This is a genomic window from Solibacillus sp. FSL K6-1523, from assembly GCF_038005225.1.
Classification (GTDB): Bacteria; Bacillota; Bacilli; order Bacillales_A; family Planococcaceae; genus Solibacillus.
This window is the reverse complement of record NZ_JBBOSU010000001.1, coordinates 2,979,540-2,999,633: the sequence shown is the minus strand read 5'-3', so window position 1 is coordinate 2,999,633 and position 20,094 is coordinate 2,979,540. Positions and strand designations below refer to the sequence as shown.

At 38.5% G+C, this 20,094-nt stretch carries 23 protein-coding genes; 19 read left to right on the top strand and 4 right to left on the bottom strand.

All coding sequences use genetic code 11. From position 1 onward, the window contains the following. The first annotated feature begins 76 nt into the window (after nt 1-76). From greA to mtnN, 3 genes are all read left to right on the top strand, one after another. Complete coding sequence (gene greA / locus MHI10_RS14505; protein ID WP_340786596.1) at nt 77-562, top strand: transcription elongation factor GreA; 486 nt, start codon at nt 77-79, stop codon at nt 560-562. A 74-nt stretch (nt 563-636) separates the two neighbouring features. Then, nucleotides 637-1,299 (top strand): YrrS family protein, encoded by a 663-nt coding sequence (locus tag MHI10_RS14500; protein WP_340786593.1) that lies wholly within the window; start codon nt 637-639, stop codon nt 1,297-1,299. A gap of 219 nt (nt 1,300-1,518) precedes the next feature. Then, entirely contained in the window at nt 1,519-2,211 is a 693-nt protein-coding gene (gene mtnN / locus MHI10_RS14495) for a 5'-methylthioadenosine/S-adenosylhomocysteine nucleosidase (protein ID WP_340786591.1), read from the top strand. Nucleotides 2,212-2,514: 303 nt separating this feature from the next. Here mtnN and sigK read toward each other — a convergent pair whose 3' ends face one another. Further along, the gene (gene sigK / locus MHI10_RS14490; RefSeq protein ID WP_340786588.1) at nt 2,515-3,222 is read right to left on the bottom strand and encodes an RNA polymerase sporulation sigma factor SigK; all 708 of its coding nucleotides are present in this window, start codon (nt 3,220-3,222) and stop codon (nt 2,515-2,517) included. A gap of 81 nt (nt 3,223-3,303) precedes the next feature. Continuing rightward, the gene (pssA, locus tag MHI10_RS14485) at nt 3,304-3,843 is read right to left on the bottom strand and encodes a CDP-diacylglycerol--serine O-phosphatidyltransferase (protein WP_340786586.1); all 540 of its coding nucleotides are present in this window, start codon (nt 3,841-3,843) and stop codon (nt 3,304-3,306) included. A 159-nt stretch (nt 3,844-4,002) separates the two neighbouring features. Here pssA and MHI10_RS14480 point away from each other — a divergent pair, with 159 nt between their 5' ends. The 12 genes from MHI10_RS14480 to MHI10_RS14425 all read left to right on the top strand — a co-directional run bounded on the left by MHI10_RS14480 (nt 4,003) and on the right by MHI10_RS14425 (nt 13,828). Next, nucleotides 4,003-4,785 (top strand): phosphatidylserine decarboxylase, encoded by a 783-nt coding sequence (locus MHI10_RS14480; RefSeq protein ID WP_340786585.1) that lies wholly within the window; start codon nt 4,003-4,005, stop codon nt 4,783-4,785. A gap of 187 nt (nt 4,786-4,972) precedes the next feature. Continuing rightward, nucleotides 4,973-5,482, top strand: coding sequence for a YqeG family HAD IIIA-type phosphatase (locus MHI10_RS14475; RefSeq protein ID WP_340786584.1), 510 nt, complete (start codon nt 4,973-4,975; stop codon nt 5,480-5,482). A gap of 75 nt (nt 5,483-5,557) precedes the next feature. Then, nucleotides 5,558-6,661, top strand: coding sequence for a ribosome biogenesis GTPase YqeH (gene yqeH, locus MHI10_RS14470; protein ID WP_340786582.1), 1,104 nt, complete (start codon nt 5,558-5,560; stop codon nt 6,659-6,661). Nucleotides 6,662-6,700: 39 nt separating this feature from the next. Further along, on the top strand, nt 6,701-7,531 hold the full coding sequence (gene aroE, locus MHI10_RS14465; RefSeq protein WP_340786581.1) for a shikimate dehydrogenase: 831 nt from the start codon (nt 6,701-6,703) through the stop codon (nt 7,529-7,531). Nucleotides 7,532-7,536: 5 nt separating this feature from the next. Continuing rightward, nucleotides 7,537-7,842, top strand: coding sequence for a ribosome assembly RNA-binding protein YhbY (yhbY, locus tag MHI10_RS14460; RefSeq protein ID WP_340786579.1), 306 nt, complete (start codon nt 7,537-7,539; stop codon nt 7,840-7,842). Nucleotides 7,843-7,852: 10 nt separating this feature from the next. Then, complete coding sequence (locus tag MHI10_RS14455; RefSeq protein WP_340786577.1) at nt 7,853-8,443, top strand: nicotinate-nucleotide adenylyltransferase; 591 nt, start codon at nt 7,853-7,855, stop codon at nt 8,441-8,443. Then, on the top strand, nt 8,412-8,981 hold the full coding sequence (gene yqeK / locus MHI10_RS14450; protein WP_340786576.1) for a bis(5'-nucleosyl)-tetraphosphatase (symmetrical) YqeK: 570 nt from the start codon (nt 8,412-8,414) through the stop codon (nt 8,979-8,981). Before MHI10_RS14455 ends, yqeK begins: the two co-directional genes overlap by 32 nt. Then, nucleotides 8,978-9,331, top strand: coding sequence for a ribosome silencing factor (rsfS, locus tag MHI10_RS14445; protein ID WP_340786575.1), 354 nt, complete (start codon nt 8,978-8,980; stop codon nt 9,329-9,331). Before yqeK ends, rsfS begins: the two co-directional genes overlap by 4 nt. Beyond that, nucleotides 9,324-10,064 (top strand): class I SAM-dependent DNA methyltransferase, encoded by a 741-nt coding sequence (locus tag MHI10_RS14440; protein WP_340786572.1) that lies wholly within the window; start codon nt 9,324-9,326, stop codon nt 10,062-10,064. The genes rsfS and MHI10_RS14440 overlap by 8 nt, the downstream gene beginning before the upstream one ends. Nucleotides 10,065-10,222: 158 nt before the next feature. Further along, on the top strand, nt 10,223-10,888 hold the full coding sequence (locus MHI10_RS14435) for a helix-hairpin-helix domain-containing protein (protein WP_340786570.1): 666 nt from the start codon (nt 10,223-10,225) through the stop codon (nt 10,886-10,888). Nucleotides 10,889-10,968: 80 nt separating this feature from the next. Further along, nucleotides 10,969-11,544 carry a ComE operon protein 2 gene (locus MHI10_RS14430; RefSeq protein ID WP_340786568.1) on the top strand — a complete coding sequence of 192 codons (576 nt, stop codon included), beginning with the start codon at nt 10,969-10,971 and terminating at the stop codon, nt 11,542-11,544. Beyond that, nucleotides 11,513-13,828, top strand: a complete 2,316-nt coding sequence (locus tag MHI10_RS14425) for a DNA internalization-related competence protein ComEC/Rec2 (RefSeq protein ID WP_340786566.1) — start codon at nt 11,513-11,515, stop codon at nt 13,826-13,828. The genes MHI10_RS14430 and MHI10_RS14425 overlap by 32 nt, the downstream gene beginning before the upstream one ends. Before the next feature lie 145 nt (nt 13,829-13,973). Here the strand turns inward: MHI10_RS14425 and MHI10_RS14420 are convergent, their stop codons facing one another. Then, complete coding sequence (locus MHI10_RS14420) at nt 13,974-14,144, bottom strand: YqzM family protein (RefSeq protein ID WP_340786564.1); 171 nt, start codon at nt 14,142-14,144, stop codon at nt 13,974-13,976. 174 nt (nt 14,145-14,318) lie between these two features. On the opposite strand from MHI10_RS14420, the gene holA reads away from it, so the two are divergent. Then, nucleotides 14,319-15,329, top strand: a complete 1,011-nt coding sequence (holA, locus tag MHI10_RS14415; protein WP_340786562.1) for a DNA polymerase III subunit delta — start codon at nt 14,319-14,321, stop codon at nt 15,327-15,329. A gap of 132 nt (nt 15,330-15,461) precedes the next feature. Here holA and rpsT read toward each other — a convergent pair whose 3' ends face one another. Beyond that, nucleotides 15,462-15,710 carry a 30S ribosomal protein S20 gene (rpsT, locus tag MHI10_RS14410; RefSeq protein ID WP_340786561.1) on the bottom strand — a complete coding sequence of 83 codons (249 nt, stop codon included), beginning with the start codon at nt 15,708-15,710 and terminating at the stop codon, nt 15,462-15,464. Between the two features lie 166 nt (nt 15,711-15,876). On the opposite strand from rpsT, the gene gpr reads away from it, so the two are divergent. The 3 genes from gpr to lepA all read left to right on the top strand — a co-directional run bounded on the left by gpr (nt 15,877) and on the right by lepA (nt 19,963). After that, nucleotides 15,877-16,911, top strand: a complete 1,035-nt coding sequence (gene gpr / locus MHI10_RS14405) for a GPR endopeptidase (RefSeq protein ID WP_340786558.1) — start codon at nt 15,877-15,879, stop codon at nt 16,909-16,911. Between the two features lie 97 nt (nt 16,912-17,008). Further along, on the top strand, nt 17,009-17,875 hold the full coding sequence (gene spoIIP, locus MHI10_RS14400; protein ID WP_340786555.1) for a stage II sporulation protein P: 867 nt from the start codon (nt 17,009-17,011) through the stop codon (nt 17,873-17,875). Between the two features lie 258 nt (nt 17,876-18,133). Further along, a complete protein-coding gene (gene lepA, locus MHI10_RS14395; RefSeq protein WP_340786553.1) occupies nt 18,134-19,963 on the top strand; it encodes a translation elongation factor 4 in 1,830 nt (609 codons plus the stop codon). Nucleotides 19,964-20,094 lie beyond the last annotated feature (131 nt).

Sequence of the window (20,094 nt, the reverse complement as noted above, 5' to 3'; positions counted from 1 at the left end):
TACTAAAAAAGAAAACGATTGCAAAAAAGATAGAATGCAACGGAAGTTTTCGAGCATTTACTAAGGAGTGGGAATTATGTCAAACGAAAAACAGTACCCTATGACGAACGAGGGGAAACTAAAACTAGAAGCAGAATTAGAAAGCTTAAAAACAGTAAAACGTCCGGAAGTAGTAGAGCGTATTAAAGTAGCTCGTAGCTTTGGGGATTTATCGGAAAACTCTGAGTATGATTCGGCGAAAGAAGAGCAAGGATTTGTTGAAGGTCGTATTTCTGCAATTGAACATATGTTACGCAATGCTGTAATCATTACAGAAGATGGTACAAGCAATGCGGTTGCATTAGGAAAAACGGTTACTTTTGACGAATTAATTAAAGGGAAGCGCGCAAACTTTGAGGAAAGTTATATCATCGTTGGTTCAGCGGAAGCAGATCCAGTAGAAGGTAAAATTTCAAATGATTCACCAATTGCAAAAGCATTAATGGGTCGTCAAGTTGACGATGTTGTAAAACTAGTAACACCAGGTGGAGAGATGGAAGTTGTTATTTTAGAAATTAAATAATTTTTAGGCAGTTAGAGAACTTGGCTAACTGCCTTTAATTTTGTTAAAATGGAACAAATATTGGAGGGGATTGGGTGGAACGAAAAAGACGTTTTCAAACACGAGCGCAATATACAGAAGAAAAGGCGAAATCATCCAAGTTTTACAAAATGGATAAAATGTTAAATTACTTAATTGCCGTAGTAGCAATTTTAATTGTTGTGACGCTCGGTTGGCTCATTTCTCGAGATGGAGAGCCTTCTGACCAAGCGGAACAGCAACAACAGGTAGACAAGCCCTCAGATGAGGAAGTAGCTCAAGGTGACGATGGTAAAGAGCAATCAACGAAACCAATCGACGAGCAAGATAAAGATGATGAAGAACAAGCAGTGGATTCCGAGCAAGGTGATGAACCGACAGATACAGTAGTGACACCTTCTACCGATCCTAACGTCAAAGAAGTGCACACGAATGCAAGTTGGCTAGCGTATCCGACAGAGCAAACAGGTGAGCATGTTTCTACTTTTGAAAAAGGACATATTGATTACGAAGAAAAACTGAAGGCCATTTTTAGTGTCCTTGATATTGAACAACAAAATAGTATTGTATGGAGAGTGGGAAATAACGGTAATGCGCAATCAGCAATTGCAACCGTCCATTCAAAAGATAAAGAAAAAATATACCGTGTCAGCATCGAATGGGTTGACAATGAAGGCTGGAAACCAATTCAGTATGAAGTGTTAAATTCATTACAATGATCACCCGGCGAAAATTGTTTTACAAAAATACTTACAGCAATAATGTTCAATATAAGCTAGTATCTTAGCTTTACCTTGACGAACGATAGAGGATTGCTTATTTTTAAAAGAGTGATTTATCTTCATTCAGCGGAAAACTCCTACTGAATTTAGATAAACCCTCGGCGAATGTCATAAATTAGCCGAGGTGTAATTGATATAACTGGAGGAATGAAATTTATGAAAATTGCTGTAATCGGTGCTATGGAACAAGAAGTAGAATTATTACGTGGGGCATTGCAAAATATCGAAACAATCACGATTGCTAATAGTGAATATACGACGGGTACATACGATGGCAAGGACGTTGTGTTATTAAAAAGTGGGATTGGTAAAGTAAATGCCGCGATGTCTACAACGATTTTATTACAACAGTTCAAACCAGATGTGGTGATCAATACAGGGTCTGCTGGTGGTTTTGATACAGCTTTAGAAGTGGGTGCGATTGTTATTTCTGATGAAGTTCGTCATCATGATGTAGACGTTACGATATTTGGCTATGAAATTGGTCAAATGGCGGGTATGCCAGCTGCTTATAAATCAGATGCTAAGTTAATGGAAGTTGCTAAGCAAGCTGTTACGGCGGTAGGAGAGCATCAATACGGAGTTGGCTTAATTTGCTCTGGAGACGTATTTATGAGCAATCCACAGCGTGTAGAAGCTGTACGTGAAGATTTCCCAACAATGAAGGCGGTCGAAATGGAAGCGGCTGCCGTTGCACAAGTATGTCATCAGTTTGATACGCCATTTGTTGTCATTCGTGCTTTATCGGATATCGCTGGTAAAGAATCAAACATTAGTTTTGAAGAATTTTTACCTGTAGCGGCAAAACATTCGACTGAAATTGTTCTAAAAGCGATTACAATTCTATAATTCAATATCCTTTCATAAATTATAGAGGGGTTACTGTTAAAAAAATCACAGTCAGTTTTTTTATTAAATGTTAGGGTACAAGGAGAGTATATACTATCGTTTTTTAAGGAGGCAAATCAGATGGTTTTTTTAATGACAATCGCGGTGGGCATTACAACAATTGCAGGTTTAATTATGTTCGCTGAAACAAGTGAAGATACAAAATAGTCCGCCCTGTTGTTTTGATGTACTGGATAATCTTAGTAGCATGAGCAAAAAAAGGTTGCCTCCTAATGGGCAACCTTTTTTGCATGCAGTAATTGTCTAAGGCTCCATCCGTTCATTATGCTTAAACTGTTGATACAGCTTGATGAGTGCCCTTTTTTCAATGCGTGAAACATAACTTCTCGAAATATTTAAATGTTTGGCAATTTCTTTTTGCGTAAGCGGTTCAAAATTTTGTAGTCCGTAGCGGTAAGAGATAATTTCCAATTCACGTGGTTCCAGTGTATTTAAATATTGGTAAAGCTGTGCAAAATGTTCTTTTTGCTCGATATGATCAATGGCGGAAGGTTCTTCAAGCTGCAGTAAATCACGAATTTGGAGGGATTGCCCGTCTTTATCGGTGCCGATTGGTTCAAAGAGTGACACGTCTTTTTGTACCTTTTTTTGCGAACGTAAATGCATTAATATTTCATTTTCAATACAACGTGCTGCATACGTAGCGAGGCGTGTTTTCTTATCTGGTGTGTAACTGCTTACGGCTTTCATTAATCCGATTGTACCAATGGAAATATAATCATCAAGGAGCTCGTGGGATGGATGGAATTTTTTTACGACATGGGCAACTAACCGCATGTTCCGTTCAATTAATTCAATTCGTGCTTGGTCATCGCCCTCCATAAAGCGGGCAATTGTGATGGCCTCTTCTTCACGGGAAAGTGGCTTATAAAATGCCTGCCCTTTTAAATAACCAAGCAGTGCGGGGATTTCAAGCCAAAGCTGAAGGAAAGAAGTAACTATAGCGCTCAAGCGATACATCCTTTCGTCTTTTCGACAGTATATGACGTAATTCGCGGAGAAATGAAAAAAAGTGTAAGAAGCAATTTGCTCTTACACTTTTTTTAATGTGAATGTACTAACCATTAAGATTGCTAAAACTGGGAATAAAATCATGTAAAACATCGGTGAGATCACTTCTGTAAAAAAGAATGAAAATGTCAACAATGTACCTGCTGCTGTAATTGGTAGTCCAACAAAGTAGCCTGTTGAATCCATGACATTAAAACGTGCTAGGCGCAATGCTCCTGCTGCGATATACATAACAGCCATCATCATACCCGTAACACCGTAATCAGTTAAAGCCATCTCATACATTAATAATGCAGGTGCTACGCCAAATGAAATAATATCGGCCATAGAATCGAGCTGTTTCCCAAGCTCGGATTCTTGATTGAATTTGCGTGCGACCTTGCCATCATAACGATCTAAAAATGCAGCGATAAATATTAATAATACACTATAACTATAAGATTCATTTAGTGTAGCCATTATCGCAGCGCCACCAAATGACATATTTGTAATTGTAATAATATTGGCAGCATTTGCCTTCATTTTTTTTACGGTTGAATCGACTTTTTGAAGTAGAAACATCGGAACACTCCTTTGCGGGGTAACTATTTTTCTATTATACTTGGAAATTTCGAAAAAGGTAAGAGCTTATTCATATTAGACACTTTCCATTAACGCCTATACATTATATAATTTATCTTTATACTGCATAATTGATAAGACAACATTGGAGGTCTATGGATGAAAGAAAAATTATATCAAAGCTTAATAGAACTTTCTAATGGTAAAACATCTTCTAAAATTTTACAATTAGCAGTTCAATCTGTCATAAGTAAAAAGCTTATTCGAAACTATAGTAACTTATACGAAATTAACTTAGAAGAAGTTTCAAAATCTACCGAACAATTTTCAAGCTTGCATGATTTTTTTACGCGTCACCTAAAAGAAGATGCACGACCGATTGATCAGCAGGTAGATTGTTTTTCAAGTCCGGTTGATGCAAAAATTGAAGCATTCGGTGAAATTGTTGACGGGATGACGTTTACGGTGAAAAATAAACCGTATTCACTAATGGATTTGTTAGGAAATGAAACACAGGCAAAGCGATATGAAAACGGTCAATATATTGTATTTTATTTGAGTCCAGCTGATTATCATCGGATACATAGCCCGATTGATGGGCAAGTAAAGCGACAATACGTACTCGGACGAAAATCATATCCAGTCAATCAAATGGGTTTAACATTTGGTAAAAAACCATTGAGTCATAATTATCGTATGATTAGCGAAATTGAATATAATAGCGAGCAGACGACTGCATTTATAAAAGTAGGGGCAACATTTGTCAATTCAATTGAATTAACGAATGTGACAACGACTTGGCAAAAAGGCGAAGAAGTAGGTTATTTTACATTTGGTTCAACAGTTGTCATGCTATTTGAAGAAAATGCTGTGCAATTCAATGAACAAGTTGTACAAGGAACAATGATTAAAATGGGAGAAGCCTTCGCAACTATGCTATAATCAATTACGCATAAAAGTAACTGTGTCCAGACTTAGAAGGATTTTCATTTGGGCTAACTAAGCACTAAAGAGAACTTTTTTCTAAATCTGTGGCATCTGCCGGGGCTAGCTTTTCTTTTGTTCAGTGTATATTGGAACACTCGCTGAACGAACGAAAAGGAATAAATTTTAGTAAGGGGTCACGACTTTGTATAATTTTTTACTACCAGATGAATATGTGAACAGTGTATTAGATATTACACCAGAAAAATTACAGCAACAAGGTATTCGTGGGATTATTACGGATTTAGATAATACGTTAGTGGAATGGGATCGTGCTGATGCAACCGATGAATTAGTCCAGTGGTTTGAATCAATGCGTGAGGCAGGGATTCGCATTATTATTGCATCGAATAATAATGAAGAGCGAGTAAAAAACTTTGCCGAGCCACACGGGATTCCATTTATCCACCGTGCCAAAAAACCATTAGGCGGGGCATATTATGCGGCGCTTGTCCAGTTACGTCTACGTCGACATGAAGTGGTCATGCTTGGAGATCAGCTTTTAACGGATGTAATGGGTGCAAAACGCCAAAAATTATATACGATTTTAGTGCGTCCAGTAGCACAATCAGACGGTCTTGTGACAAAATTTAATCGTTTTGTAGAACGACGTGTCTTCAATGATTTAAAGCGAAAAGGAATGAAAACTTGGTAATTTCTTCGGGAAAACCAAGGTGTGCATAAGCCCTAAAAGTTGGGGCGATGCATAATTTTAAGGAGGAACAAGTTAATGAATGAAATGCCACAATGTATTGGCTGTGGAGCAGGTATTCAAACAGAGGATACAAATGCGCTAGGTTATGCGCCACCCTCTTCATTAGAAAAGGAAATGGTCATTTGTCAGCGCTGTTTTCGTTTAAAAAATTACAATGAAATCCAACCAGTAAGTTTAACAGATGATGATTTTTTACGTATTTTAAATGGTCTTGGAACACAGCAAGGTCTTATCGTAAAAATTGTTGATATTTTTGATTTTAACGGTAGCTGGTTACCTGGATTACACCGTTTTGTCGGCAACAATCCAGTTTTATTAGTAGCGAATAAGGCAGATTTATTGCCGAAATCCGTCAAGGAAAAGAAAGTGATTAATTGGTTAAAGCGTGAAGCGAAAGCATTAGGCCTACAACCGATTGATGTGAAGCTTGTATCTGCTCATAAAGGGCAAGGAATGGCAGATGTCATTGAAGCGATTGAAGAATATCGCCGCGGTAAAGATGTGTATGTCGTAGGTTGTACAAATGTTGGGAAATCGACGTTTATTAACCGCATTATTAAGCAAGTAACGGGTGAGGGAGAAATTATTACAACGTCTCACTTCCCAGGTACAACGCTTGATATGATTGGAATTCCATTAGACGATGGTGCATCACTTTACGATACACCAGGAATTATTAATCATCACCAAATGGCCCATCACATTGACGCTAGTGAATTAAAATACATTATGCCGAAAAAAGAATTAAAGCCAAAAGTGTATCAGCAAAACGCTGGTCAAACATTATTCATCGGTGCATTAGCGCGTTTTGATTTTATTCAAGGCGAGCGCGCGGCATTTACCGTGCATGTAGCAAATGATTTACCAATTCACCGAACAAAGCTAGACCGTGCAGATACACTTTATGCTGAACATAAAGGTGAGCTTTTAGCACCACCAACTGCTGCCCATATTGACAAGTTACCTGAACTTGTACGCCATGAGTTTTCGATTAAAGAAGCGAAAACGGATGTCGTGTTCTCTGGTTTAGGCTGGATTACCGTGCAAAATGCGAATGTTGTTGTGGCAGCATATGCACCTAGAGGGGTAGAAGTATTTATTCGTCCGTCATTAATCTAAATTCTATTATATTATGGTATGTGAAAAGGATGCATCGATATGAAAAAATGGTTTGCAGTTATAGGGGATCCGATTGCTCAATCCAAATCTCCAGAAATGCACATGGCATGGTATGAAGAAGCAAATGTAGATGCCACGTATATTCCCGTGCACGTCAAGCCTGAAAATTTAGAAGAAGCAGTCGCATCACTTAAATTATTAGGTGCGAGTGGCTGGAATGTGACAATTCCACATAAGCAAACAATTATTCCGTTTTTAGATGAATTAGATGAGCTTGCCGATAAAATGGGGGCAGTCAATACTGTTGTCCGTACATCAGAAGGAAAGCTTAAAGGTTATAATACAGATGGTCCTGGTTTTGTTCGTTCATTGGAAGACGTTATTGGAGAAACACAGCGGGACGAGCCCATTTTGTTAATTGGTGCAGGAGGTGCAGCACGCGGCATCGCCTTTGCATTACAAATGGCTGGTTACTGTCATATTTCGATTGCCAATCGCACAGTTGAGAAAGCGCGGAACATCATTGACGAACTTGGAATGGGTCAAGCTTTGTCAATGAAAGAAGCGGAACAACAGCTCGAGTCGTTTAAAATATTTATTCAAACGACACCAGCTGGTATGTCAACGGGAAATTTCGATTTGCCTTTTTCACTAGAAAAATTCCCAAAAGGCGCAATTGCAGCAGATATTGTGTATAATCCATTAATGACGCCATTTTTGCACGCGGCACAAGCAAAAGATGCGACGATTGTGAACGGCTTAGGCATGTTCGTTCATCAAGGTGCGATTGCATATCAACATTGGTTGCAATCTTACCCAAATACAAATGTTATGATTGCTCGTTTAACGAAGCAATTAGGAGGAAATTAAATTTTATGTTAACAGGTAAACAAAAACGTTTTTTACGTGCGGAGGCACATCATTTATCACCGATTTTCCAAGTAGGGAAAGGCGGCGTAAATGACGCGATGATTAAGCAATTACGCGAAGTTTTAGAAGCACGTGAATTAATTAAAGTACGCATTTTAGACAACTGTGAAGAGGACAAACATGATGTTGCAGAAGCACTTGCAGCAGGTACTCGTGCAGAATTAGTACAATTAATTGGCTTAACGGTTGTTTTATATAAAGAATCTCGTAACAACAAGAAAATCGTATTACCAAAAGTTGTAACAAAGTAAGGTGAATCGGATGAAGAAAGTCGGTATTTTTGGTGGTACATTTAACCCGCCACATATCGGTCATTTAATTATGGCAAATGAAGTTTATGCGGCACTCGAGCTTGATGAAATTCGTTTTATGCCGAATGCAACAGCTCCACATAAAGAAGTTTCTAGCTCAGCGTCTAACGCGCAACGATTAGAGATGGTGGAACTTGCGATTCAAGGAATTCCACATTTTACGGTAGAACGCTTTGAAATGGAGCGCGGTGGTGTTTCCTATACGTATGAAACGATGAAAGCGATGCGCGAACGTGAGCCAGATATCGAATTTTACTTTATTATAGGCGGCGATATGATTGATTCGCTGCACAGCTGGTACCATATTGATGACTTAATGGAACTTGTACACTTTGTTGGTGTAAAACGTCCGGGGTCAAGAGCGAAAACCGACTATGAAATCATTATGGTAGAAGTGCCAGAAATTAATATTTCTTCAACATTTATCCGACAACGATTACAACAACAAGGTCCATTGCATTATTTATTGCAACCGGATGTAGAAGCTTATATTCGAAAGGAAGGTCTTTATGGAGCGACAACAATTGTTAGCGGCCATTAAAGGACGCATGACGGAAAAGCGTTACATTCATACGATTGGTGTAATGGAAACGGCCATTCAACTGGCACAGCAATATGGCGAGGATCCGAAAATGGCGGAAACAGCAGCCATTATACATGATATTGCGAAATTTGCGGATGTTGCTTGGATGAAGGACGTTGTAAAGGAACAAAAACTGGATGAGCGTTTGCTTGATTGGGATGCTGAAATTTTACATGGTCCAGTTGGCGCTTGGATAGCACAGACAGAGTTTAATATTGAACATGAAGAAATATTAAATGCCATTCGTTATCACACGACGGGGCGTGTCCATATGACCCCATTTGAAAAAATAATTTACGTAGCAGATATGATTGAGCCGAATCGCAAATTTGATGGCGTAGAACGTTTACGCGAACTTGCGAAAGAGGATTTACAAACAGCATTTATTGCATGTGTAACGCATACTTTAAGCTTTTTAGTGGAGTCGAGGCAAGCAATCTATCCGTTATCAATTGAATGCTTTAATAGCATAGTGAGAGAGGAACAACAACAATGAATGAAACATTATTAAGTATTACGTACAAAGCAATCGATGATAAACGCGGGGAAGATATCGTCGCTTTAAATATGCAAGGAATCTCTTTATTAGCAGATTACTTTGTAATTGCAGAAGGTAGTTCAGAGCGCCAAGTGCAAGCAATCGCTCGTGAAGTAAAAGACCAAGCGGAAGAGCAAGGCTTCATCGTGAAAAAAATGGAAGGCTTCGACAGCGGCCGTTGGGTTTTAGTAGATATGGGCGATGTTGTAGCACATATTTTCCATAAGGATGAGCGTGCTTACTACAACTTAGAGCGTTTATGGGGAGATGCACCTCAACTGGATGCACCAAATTTAGAAAATGACTAATCATTACGGACGTTTTGCACAAGTGTACGATGAGTTGATGACGGATATTCAGTATAGTGAATATGTGAAATGGATTTTACAGTATGCCCCTGTGGAAAAATTCCCACAAGTTTTAGATATCGGTTGCGGAACAGGTGCGATGGCATTATTGCTAAAAGATGCTGGCTATCAAGTTTCAGGAATTGATTTGTCAGAAGAAATGTTAGCAATTGCAGCTAGCCGTATTGGAGCAGTCGGCGCATCCATCCCACTTTTTGCGATGTCGATGGACGAGCTTGAAGGATTTGAAAATTTGGACGTTGCGATTATTCCGATTGATTCGATTAATTATGTAACAGACGAAGAAAAAGTTGCCGAAACGCTTCAACGAGTTTTTGATAGCCTTCGAGAAGGTGGTCAATTATTTTTTGATGTCCACTCTTTGTTTAAAATGGATGAAATCTTTTTAGATGGACCATTCACATATGATGATGGAGAAATTACGTATGTTTGGCACACAGAACCGGGTGAATTTGCGCATTCTGTTTATCATCAAATGACGTTTTTTGTACGCTTTGAAGGGGATAGTTTCGACCGTTTTGATGAAGAACATTTCCAGCGTACTTTTGCAATCCAAACATATAAAAATTGGCTTGAGAAAATTGGTTTTTCACAAGTTGAAATTACTGCAGATTGGAAGTCGGAAGCACCGACAGAACAATCTGAAAGAATTTTCTTCCGCGCCGTAAAATAAAAATATCCCTTCGCAAAATTAAATTTGCGAGGGGATATTTTTTATAGCCAAAAAAGAACTTTGAGCGGTTTTGGAAAATTTCTCTTTTCAATGAGAGCATGTCTTTGTATAGTGAGAGTAAGCTCCATATTAAAACCTTTTAGAAAGGGTGTTTTTTGATGCAACCATTTCTAGAAAAGTATGCAAAACAATGGCTCATTCCGGGCGTGCTCCTCGCTGGATGTCTTGTATATTTTTTATTTCTTCAACCTTCTAAATCTGCTTCAATCGAGCCAATTTCTCTTTCTCCTAACGAACTACAGCAACCCCCTTTAATCCAATCAGAAGTAAATGAAACTGAAAATAATCCACCAATCAAGCAATCTTTCGTCATTGATGTGAAGGGGGCAGTTGCTTATCCAGGTGTCTACACCTTAACAGAAGATGAGCGCATAATGGATGCAATTGAAATGGCAGGTGGTTATACAGAACATGCAGACCCAACGCTCATTAACCATGCGCAAAAGTTGCAAGATGAAATGGTTATTTACATCCCAAAAGTGGGAGAGGAGATGAATGAATCGATTGGACAGCTCATACAAATGCCCCAAGCGGGTTCTAAGGGCGCATTGGCTTCTACGAATAGTTCGGGAAAGGTAAATATTAATCAAGCATCTGAGAGCGAGCTAACGACTTTACCAGGGATTGGACCATCCAAAGCAACGGCCATTATTAGCCATCGTACAGAAGTTGGAACTTTTCAAACAATTGAGGATTTAAAAAAAGTTTCTGGCATCGGAGCAAAGACGTTTGAACAACTTAAAGAGCTAATAGATATTAAATAATGCTGTGAAACAATGACATTGCATCGCGGCGGTTCAACGTTTAAACTGAAGGAGAAGTGAAAAATTTTGGAGGTTATTATATGGAGCGTATTACATGGGATCAGTTTTTTATGGCGCAAAGTCATTTGCTCGCTATGAGAAGTACTTGTACAAGATTAGCTGTTGGAGCGACGATTGTACGAGAAAAACGTATCATTGCAGGGGGCTATAATGGGTCGATTTCAGGGGACGAGCACTGTATCGATGAAGGGTGTTATGTTGTGGACAGCCACTGTGTGCGTACTGTACATGCCGAAACGAATGCATTATTACAATGCGCGAAGTACGGAACACCTGCCAACGGAGCAGACCTATATGTAACGCATTTTCCATGTTTACCTTGTACGAAAACGATTATACAAGCAGGGATAAAAAATGTGTATTATGCGAAGGATTACAAAAATAACCCTTATGCAATGGAGCTTTTCCAAAAAGCAAATGTTCATGTTGCCCATATTCCATTTGATGAAGCAAAAATTGACTTTCTTCAAGATGAGAAATATGCCTTAACATTTGAACTGTTAGAAAAGTTGCGTGAACTCGGTGCTAGTCAAGAGGAATTGATCCCTCTTGAGGAGAAGATGCATGAATTATTTGGGAAGCTTGTTCAAGCATAATTGGCTTTTTTACGCCTTATCGATTTGTATTAGTGCGCTTGCTGCATTTGAATCGGTAAGGCTTTTATTATTACTCGGTTTATTATTTGTGTTTGCACTGTATAAAAAACTACAAAAAATGCATCTCATATTACTTATGATCGTAGGGGGCGTATTTTTCAGTTATTTTAGCTTTACGGCGCAAAAACTAGAAAAGCCTGTAACGCTACCGGCCGTCATGACATGGACAGATGAATACAAAATAAATGGGACCATGCTACGCGGAATTATGAAAGACGAACAGCGTGAAAAAGTTTATGTCACCTACAAAATCAATAGCCAAGTGGAAAAAGAAAAACTTGCAGGCCAATCACTAGCTGGTATGCAATTTTTAGTCGTAGGTGAGCAAGTTAAGCCTTCTTTACCCGCGCATAAATACGGTTTTTCAATGGCGCGCTATTTGCAAAGTAAAAATGCGCGGGGGATTGTTGAAATTTCTTCCTTCACTTATTTAGGAAAAAAGCGTCACGTCTTGCAACCTATTTATGAGCAGCGTTTTCGATTAAAGGAACATATAAGCCGGCAATTTCCTGACTCTCTTGTAGCAGAAGCGCAGGCATTATTAATTGGCTTACAAGAAAATGTTGATGAGGAATTAACCCGCGCCTATCAAAAATTAGGAATTACCCATTTATTTGCGATTTCTGGCTTACATGTGGGACTCGTTTCATGGCTTTTTTTTCAAATGATGTTGCGACTTGGTGTACGTAGAGAAACGGCGAACATCATTTTACTCATCCTTCTTCCAATTTATGCGATGCTGGCGGGAGGAGCCCCTTCTGTATGGCGTGCGGTGAGCGTCGTCGAGTTCGTCATGCTTGCCCAATATGCACGTTGGAAAATATCAATTGATGATGCGTTAGCTATAAGTTTTATCGTATTTTTATGCATTGAGCCCGGTGCGATTTTTCAAGTCGGCTTTCAATTATCCTATTTAGCGACATATAGCCTCGTTTATTCAGGTCGGATTTTATCCCGCTACTCTAGCTGGTGGATTCAATCATTTTTAATTACATTTGTTTGTCAATTACTCGTTTATCCACTATTATTATTTCACTTTTTTGAAATTAGTTTATCCTCATTTATTGCCAATATTGTTTTTGTCCCGCTATTTTCCTTTGTCATTTTACCAATCAACTTGTTATTGCTCGTGTTAACCTTCCTTCCTATACCTATTTCAACAGTTATTTTTATGCTTTATGAACCATTGCGAAATGGCTTGACTGAACTCATTTTCATTATTCAGCAGCCCATTATACAAATGTGGAATCCTGGCAAACCGTCGCTATTTTGGCTTGTTTTATTGTATGCAAGCGTTCTTTTAGCCTTCTATTTGCTTGATTGTCGCGCAAAGTTAATCAAAATTGTAGCCGTATTACTCATTCCGGCAAGTCTTTTCCATGTCCAATCATATTTGCATGATGATTTGAAAATTGCCTTTGTAAATGTCGGGCAAGGAGATTGTATCGTCATTGAATTACCGTATCGAAAACAGGTAATTGTTATTGATTCAGGCGGATTATTACGTTTTGATCAAGAGGCGTGGCAGTCACGTCAGCAACATTATGAGGTAGGGCGTCAAGTAGTCGTACCGTATTTAAAGGCGCGCGGAATTCAAAAAATCGATACATTTATTTTAACGCATGCCGATGCAGACCATGTAGAAGGGGCGGAGGAACTATTGAAAGAAATTATTGTGAAAGAAGTACATGTGACACCTAATTCAATTACTAAACCTGTCATGAATGATTTTATGGAAGAAATGATGCCGAAAAATATGATTTTGAAAGAGCAAATGGCTGGACAATCTTGGGAGGAAGCAGGCGTTCAATTTTACTATTTATGGCCACAGGAAACAGAATATGAGGGGAACAATGATTCGCTTGTATTGCTAGTGCAAAAAGACGATTTTCGCGCATTATTTACAGGAGATTTAGAAAAAGAGGGGGAGCAAGCATTAGTTAAACAATATCCGCAAATACTTCAAAATATAACGGTGTTGAAAGCGGGACATCACGGCAGTAAAACATCGAGCATTGAAGAATTTGTCCAGCTAACGAATCCGCAGCTAACCATTTTTATGGCTGGAGAAAATAATCGTTACCGTCATCCACATCCAGAAGTAGTTGAGCGCTTTGAGGCACGAAAAATCCCTTATTTCATAACAGGCTATGATGGTACTGTGGAACTCATCGTTAAACAAGTTAAAATCACAGTAGAAACGTCGAACGCGTTGTTTAGGTAGGATAGAACATAAAAAAACGGAACAACTCCTGTCCACTTTGTTGGTGGTTTTAGGAATGGCTCCGTTTTTTGTGGAAATGCACGAAATCCACAAAAAGTTGATCGCATTTCATACAATGATGCACGAAAAGGACCAAGTAAGGAAATTAGCGAGTAAAGAATTCAACAACCATCGCAATAATAAATATTACGACGAAGAAACCTGTGCCGATTGCGAATCCGTAACCAGCATCCGGGAAGTCGTTACCTCGCATTGCACGGCCACGGCCCTCGAACGGGTTTTCAGATACGTAATTTGGATCTTGATGTCCTGCCATAAGTAATCCCTCCTAATCACACATAATTATAAGACAATCCTTTTTAAAAAGCTATATGGAATCCTAAAAATTCCATTGTTGACATCTAACTTTAGGACTTAAAGTATTCACATTCGCACAGTTCGAAAAAATGTGTATACTAGAGTTTACATATAGTACAAGGAGGTTCCCAAAATGTTTACAAAGGTTTGGCAAGGTTTTGAAAAAGGGAATTTCGCTCCTGTCTATTTACTTGTTGGAGAAGAATCCTATTTCGTTGACGAAACGATTAAGCGATTAAAAGCAGCGCTCAGTAAAGAAGAGGAAACAGAAGTGATGACATTCGACTTAAACGAACAGCCAATTGATTTTGTCATTGATGAGGCCGATACGATTCCTTTTTTCACAGAACGTAAGCTAATTATTGCCAAAAATGCATCCTTTTTAAAAGCGACTGAAAAAGGGAAAGAAAAAATAGATCATGATGTAAAGCGTCTTGAAAATTGGCTAGCAAATCCAACAGATACGGCAGTAACCATTTTTATAGCACCGTACGAAAAACTAGATGAGCGTAAAAAAGTAACGAAGCTCATGAAAGAAAAAAGTGTTGTGCTATTAGCAGAAACGCCACAAAATAATGATTTAAATGCGTGGATTCGTAGCGAAGTTGCAAAGCATGGCAAGGCAATTACCGAAGCGGCCATTCAAAAATTAATCGAAATGGTCGGTCCAAATATGTTACAACATCAAATGGAAATTGAAAAAATGGCCTTATATTTAGGTGGAGAACCTGAAATTTCGGTGGAACTTGTTGAGGATTTGGTGGCAAAAACATTAGAGCAAGATGCGTTTAAAATGCTAAATGCCTACTTAAATAACAAGCAAGAGGAAGCATTAATCATCTACCATGATTTACTGCGTCAAAAAGAAGAACCGATTAAATTGGTAGGGTTGCTGGCAAATAATATTCGAACGATGATTCATGTCTATTATTTGCAGAAGAAGGGTTATCACCAGCAACAAATTGCGAAACAATTAAAAGTACATCCGTACCGCGTACAAATGGTTTCAAATCAACGAAATCGCCCGACGGATCAAAGATTGTTACAGGCGCTGTACACACTTGCAAATGTTGATTTACAATTAAAAACAACCGGTGGCAATCGTGAGCGCCACTTAGAATTATTTTTAATGAAACAGCTATAAAAAGATTGAAGCATGGGAACCCTTTTAATGTGAGGTGGTTTTCATGTTTTTTTGCATGGGGAAAAACATGAATTGGAGCAACGAAAAAAGCCAACTGTTCTGTACAGAACAGTTGACCTTAATTACTTAAAATTAAGCTTTTTTCGCTAAACGAGACTTTTTACGAGCAGCCGCGTTTTTGTGAATAAGACCTTTAGTTACAGCTTTATCTAATGCTTTAGAAGCAGCTAATACTAATTCTTGTGCGTTTTCAGCGCCAGTAGCTAATGCAACTTCAGCTTTTTTCACTGTAGAACGCATTGCTGATTTAGCGTTTGTGTTTGCAGCGTTTGCTTTAGCGTTAACTTGTACACGTTTAATAGCAGATTTAATGTTTGGCATATCTTTCACCTCCTAGATTGTAGGTATAAGATTGAGTATCTTCTCACTTTTTTCATGTGTCAATACAACAAAAATCATTCTACCAAAGGATTGAGGGAATTGCAATACATAAATGCAAAGAATATTTACTTGACAGTTTGAACACACTTCAATTGGAGGTGCTTTTATGAAAAATATTGAATGGAATCGCACAGATTTAATTGATGAATCAGAAGAAGTCGTTTTACACCAAACGGCACAACAAAAGGACACACTTGAGCAAAGCCGTGGGATTGAAATTGAAGAGTGGCAAGAAAAACGTGTGAAAGTCACGAAAGTCAATGTCAATGCACTGGGGGAAGAGCAGATTGGGAAAAAGAAAGGAACGTATATAACGCTTTCAATCCCAACTTTATCAACAGAGGATAATGAAGGTTTCTCGCAAATGAGAGAAACCTTGCTTCAGTCTTTAGATGAGTTGCATAAAAAAGTGCCACTTACGGCGGATTCGAAAATTTTAGTTATCGGTCTCGGAAATAAAACGATTACGCCAGACGCGATTGGACCGTATACGATTGATTCTATGCATAAAAAGCAATCGGAATTAGAAAAGCCATCATTTATTTTATATGCACCTGGTGTTACAGGACAAACAGGGTTTGAAACGAGTGATTATGTAAAAGCATTGGCCGAACAAATTAAGCCTTCATTAGTCATTGTCATTGATGCATTAGCGACAAGTGGAAGTGCAAGATTGTGCAGAACGATTCAGCTTACAAATACCGGGATTCATCCAGGGGCAGGTGTCGGCAATCAACGCAAGGAAATATCAGAGGAAGAATTAGGTGTACCTGTAACGGCAATCGGGATTCCAACAGTTGTAGAAGCACCTATTTTAATCGCAGACGCAATTGATGTCGTATTTCGTTCGATTGCTGCGAAAATTTCGGAAAAAGGAAAACCATCTAGTAAATTATCTGTAACAAATTGGACACCATCGAATGAAGAAGTAGATTTAAAAGTGATTGAGCCTATATTTGGTGAGTGGGCAACTTGGACAACAGAAGATCGCCGTCAGCTTTTCGAAGAGGTATTCATGACGCACCCGGAAAGGCTAGTTGTTACACCGAAAGAAGTCGATTTTTGGTTAATTCAATATGCCTATTTATTAAGTGAAAGCTTGTTTGAATGGGTTTCAAAGATGCCACACGGACAAAACTAGCTTGTATTATTTTTAATTCTTAGCTCCTAAAAAATACTAGAGAAATGTTCTAATTTTCACCCTATTTCCATATCGTAGTGGAGAAAGGGTGTTGTACATGGAAAAAATGAAACGCTTAAGCTTTTTATTATTATTTTTATTTGTGTTGCCAATTGCAATCGGGCAGCTACCTTTTCCAAATAACAAAGTTGCAACAGCACCAGAGGAACAGAAATATATGGTTTATGCAGCGCCACAGAATGTTACGGAAGAGGAACTAGTCAATGAAAATCCAGATCCAGACCTAAGCGCAGAACCAGATTTAGACCCGATACAACAGCTACAACCTAGTACGCCTTTCAATGTACTTATGTTGTATACACATTCTCATGAGTCTTATAAGCCAATCGTAGAGCAAACAAAAGGCTTAACAGCATCGTACGATCACTACGACGATCAAACGAATATTTTTTCAATGCAAGATATGATGAAAAATTACTTACAATTAAATGGTATTACCCCAAGTGTACTAGATTTTGATGTGATGGGAAATGGTGCAAAGTTAAATCAATCGTATAAAATCGTTCGCCCCGTTCTAGCTGAACAACTGACGAAACAAAAATACGATTTAATTTTGGATTTGCATCGTGATTCCGTGCCTGCCAAAGCGACAACTTTAGTTCGAGATGGAGAAAGCTATGCGAAAATTGCGTTTGTAGTAGGTGCAGAGCATTCGGGTTATAAATCGAATTTAGCTTATGCGACAAAGCTAAGTGAGCAATTAAATCAAATGGTACCTGGCATTTCCCGCGGCATTATAAAAAAAGAAGGCGAGAAAGTTAACGGGATTTACAATCAGGATTTATCACCGGTGATGTTATTAATTGAATTCGGTGGGATTGATAATAACGAACAGGAATTGGAGCGAACAATGGCAGTTCTCGCAAAGGCAATTGCCAAAGCATTTGTTGAAACAGCAATTTAAGCATTTTTAGATGTTAAAAGACATCTTCAAAAAAATTTGATTTCATTAGATTGTTGTTGACTGTTGTAGTTTCACGTCAGTTCATAGTATAATTTAAAAGACAAATTGCCTCTAGCGGTCAATTGTACAGTTGTGCATGGAGCTAGGGGCCGTATTTTAGTGGAAAAGGTAAGTAGTTATTCATCTACATACGTAATGACACCGTCTCGAATGTAAATGGAGAATAGGTGTTTTTTCTAATTAGGAGAGGACAAACACATGAACCGAGAACAACGTTTAAAGCGCCAAGAGAATATTCGAAATTTCTCGATTATCGCACATATTGACCACGGGAAATCTACATTAGCTGACCGTCTTTTAGAGGCAACAAAAACGGTAACGCAACGTGAAATGAAAACACAATTACTAGACTCAATGGATTTAGAGCGTGAACGTGGTATTACAATCAAATTAAATGCCGTACAAGTGAAATATAATGCAAAAGATGGAGAAACATATACGTTACACTTAATTGACACACCTGGACACGTCGATTTTACGTATGAAGTGTCTCGTTCATTAGCTGCATGTGAAGGAGCGATTCTTGTTGTAGATGCTGCACAAGGTATCGAAGCCCAAACACTTGCAAACGTTTATTTAGCTTTAGATAATGATCTTGAAATTTTACCAGTTATTAATAAAATTGACTTACCAGCCGCAGATCCAGAGCGTGTTCGTCAAGAAGTAGAAGATGTAATCGGACTTGATGCATCGGATGCAGTACTAGCATCAGCTAAAGCGGGTATTGGTATTGTTGATATTTTAGAGCAAATTGTTGAAAAAGTACCAGCTCCAACAGGTGATCCAGATGCGCCGTTACAAGCGCTTATTTTCGACTCTGTTTACGATGCTTACCGAGGCGTAATCATTTCAATCCGTATTGTTAACGGTACAGTAAAAGCTGGCGATAAAATTAAAATGATGGCGACAGGCGCAGAATTTGAAGTAATTGAAGTCGGCATCCACTCACCAAAAGCGACGCCACAACAAGAGTTAACAGTTGGAGATGTAGGTTACTTAACGGCCTCTATTAAAAACGTACAAGACACGCGTGTAGGGGATACGGTAACATTTGCTGGAACTCGTGCAGCAGAAGCACCATTAGCAGGTTACCGAAAATTAAATCCAATGGTATATTGCGGACTTTATCCAATCGATACAGCAAAATACAATGATTTACGTGAAGCATTAGAGAAACTTGAATTAAATGACTCAGCGCTGCAATATGAGGCAGAGACATCTCAAGCGCTAGGATTTGGTTTCCGTTGTGGTTTCTTAGGTTTATTACACATGGAAATTATTCAAGAGCGTATCGAACGTGAATTTAAAATTGATTTAATTACAACAGCACCGTCTGTAATTTATGAGGTACATTTAACGGATGGAGCAAAGATAAAAGTAGATAACCCGTCTATGATGCCAGATCCGCAAAAAATCGATCGCATTGAAGAGCCATACGTAAAGGCGACAATTATGGTACCAAACGATTTCGTAGGGGCCGTAATGGAACTTTGTCAAATAAAACGTGGAAACTTCATCGGCATGGATTATATCGATGCGACACGCGTTTCGATTCAATATGAAATGCCATTAGCAGAAATTGTATATGACTTCTTTGATTATTTAAAATCAAATACGAAGGGCTATGCTTCATTTGACTATGAATTAATCGGCTATAAACCATCGAAATTAAGTAAAATGGATATTTTATTAAACGGTGAACAAGTCGATGCATTAAGCTTTATCGTGCACAAAGACTTTGCTTATGAGCGCGGAAAAGTAATCGTAGAAAAATTAAAAGAATTAATTCCTCGTCAGCAATTCGAGGTACCAGTTCAAGCAGCCATTGGTCAAAAAATCGTGGCGCGTTCAACGATTAAATCGATTGGTAAAAACGTATTAGCAAAATGTTACGGTGGTGACATTTCACGTAAACGTAAATTACTTGATAAGCAAAAAGCGGGTAAGAAGCGTATGAAGCAAGTAGGTTCAGTAGAAGTTCCACAAGAGGCTTTCATGGCGGTTCTGAAAATGGACGATTCGAAGTAATTCAGCAATAGCAACGGTTACAGTGAGTTTCTTTTATTAATAATAAGGCTTTGGATAGGATTTCCCAACCAATTCCCCACCGTATCAAAATTTTGAACGGTGGAGATTGGTTGGGGGTCCTATTTTTTTAT

What these genes read in the sequence shown, in the direction of transcription:
- greA (WP_340786596.1), top strand. Translation starts at nt 77, where the DNA reads ATGTCAAACGAAAAACAGTACCCTATGACGAACGAGGGGAAACTAAAA.
- mtnN (WP_340786591.1), top strand. Translation starts at nt 1,519, where the DNA reads ATGAAAATTGCTGTAATCGGTGCTATGGAACAAGAAGTAGAATTATTA.
- pssA (WP_340786586.1), bottom strand. Translation starts at nt 3,843, where the DNA reads ATGTTTCTACTTCAAAAAGTCGATTCAACCGTAAAAAAAATGAAGGCA.
- MHI10_RS14480 (WP_340786585.1), top strand. Translation starts at nt 4,003, where the DNA reads ATGAAAGAAAAATTATATCAAAGCTTAATAGAACTTTCTAATGGTAAA.
- yqeH (WP_340786582.1), top strand. Translation starts at nt 5,558, where the DNA reads ATGAATGAAATGCCACAATGTATTGGCTGTGGAGCAGGTATTCAAACA.
- aroE (WP_340786581.1), top strand. Translation starts at nt 6,701, where the DNA reads ATGAAAAAATGGTTTGCAGTTATAGGGGATCCGATTGCTCAATCCAAA.
- yhbY (WP_340786579.1), top strand. Translation starts at nt 7,537, where the DNA reads ATGTTAACAGGTAAACAAAAACGTTTTTTACGTGCGGAGGCACATCAT.
- MHI10_RS14455 (WP_340786577.1), top strand. Translation starts at nt 7,853, where the DNA reads ATGAAGAAAGTCGGTATTTTTGGTGGTACATTTAACCCGCCACATATC.
- yqeK (WP_340786576.1), top strand. Translation starts at nt 8,412, where the DNA reads ATGGAGCGACAACAATTGTTAGCGGCCATTAAAGGACGCATGACGGAA.
- rsfS (WP_340786575.1), top strand. Translation starts at nt 8,978, where the DNA reads ATGAATGAAACATTATTAAGTATTACGTACAAAGCAATCGATGATAAA.
- MHI10_RS14440 (WP_340786572.1), top strand. Translation starts at nt 9,324, where the DNA reads ATGACTAATCATTACGGACGTTTTGCACAAGTGTACGATGAGTTGATG.
- MHI10_RS14435 (WP_340786570.1), top strand. Translation starts at nt 10,223, where the DNA reads ATGCAACCATTTCTAGAAAAGTATGCAAAACAATGGCTCATTCCGGGC.
- MHI10_RS14430 (WP_340786568.1), top strand. Translation starts at nt 10,969, where the DNA reads ATGGAGCGTATTACATGGGATCAGTTTTTTATGGCGCAAAGTCATTTG.
- MHI10_RS14425 (WP_340786566.1), top strand. Translation starts at nt 11,513, where the DNA reads ATGAATTATTTGGGAAGCTTGTTCAAGCATAATTGGCTTTTTTACGCC.
- MHI10_RS14420 (WP_340786564.1), bottom strand. Translation starts at nt 14,144, where the DNA reads ATGGCAGGACATCAAGATCCAAATTACGTATCTGAAAACCCGTTCGAG.
- holA (WP_340786562.1), top strand. Translation starts at nt 14,319, where the DNA reads ATGTTTACAAAGGTTTGGCAAGGTTTTGAAAAAGGGAATTTCGCTCCT.
- rpsT (WP_340786561.1), bottom strand. Translation starts at nt 15,710, where the DNA reads ATGCCAAACATTAAATCTGCTATTAAACGTGTACAAGTTAACGCTAAA.
- gpr (WP_340786558.1), top strand. Translation starts at nt 15,877, where the DNA reads ATGAAAAATATTGAATGGAATCGCACAGATTTAATTGATGAATCAGAA.
- spoIIP (WP_340786555.1), top strand. Translation starts at nt 17,009, where the DNA reads ATGGAAAAAATGAAACGCTTAAGCTTTTTATTATTATTTTTATTTGTG.
- lepA (WP_340786553.1), top strand. Translation starts at nt 18,134, where the DNA reads ATGAACCGAGAACAACGTTTAAAGCGCCAAGAGAATATTCGAAATTTC.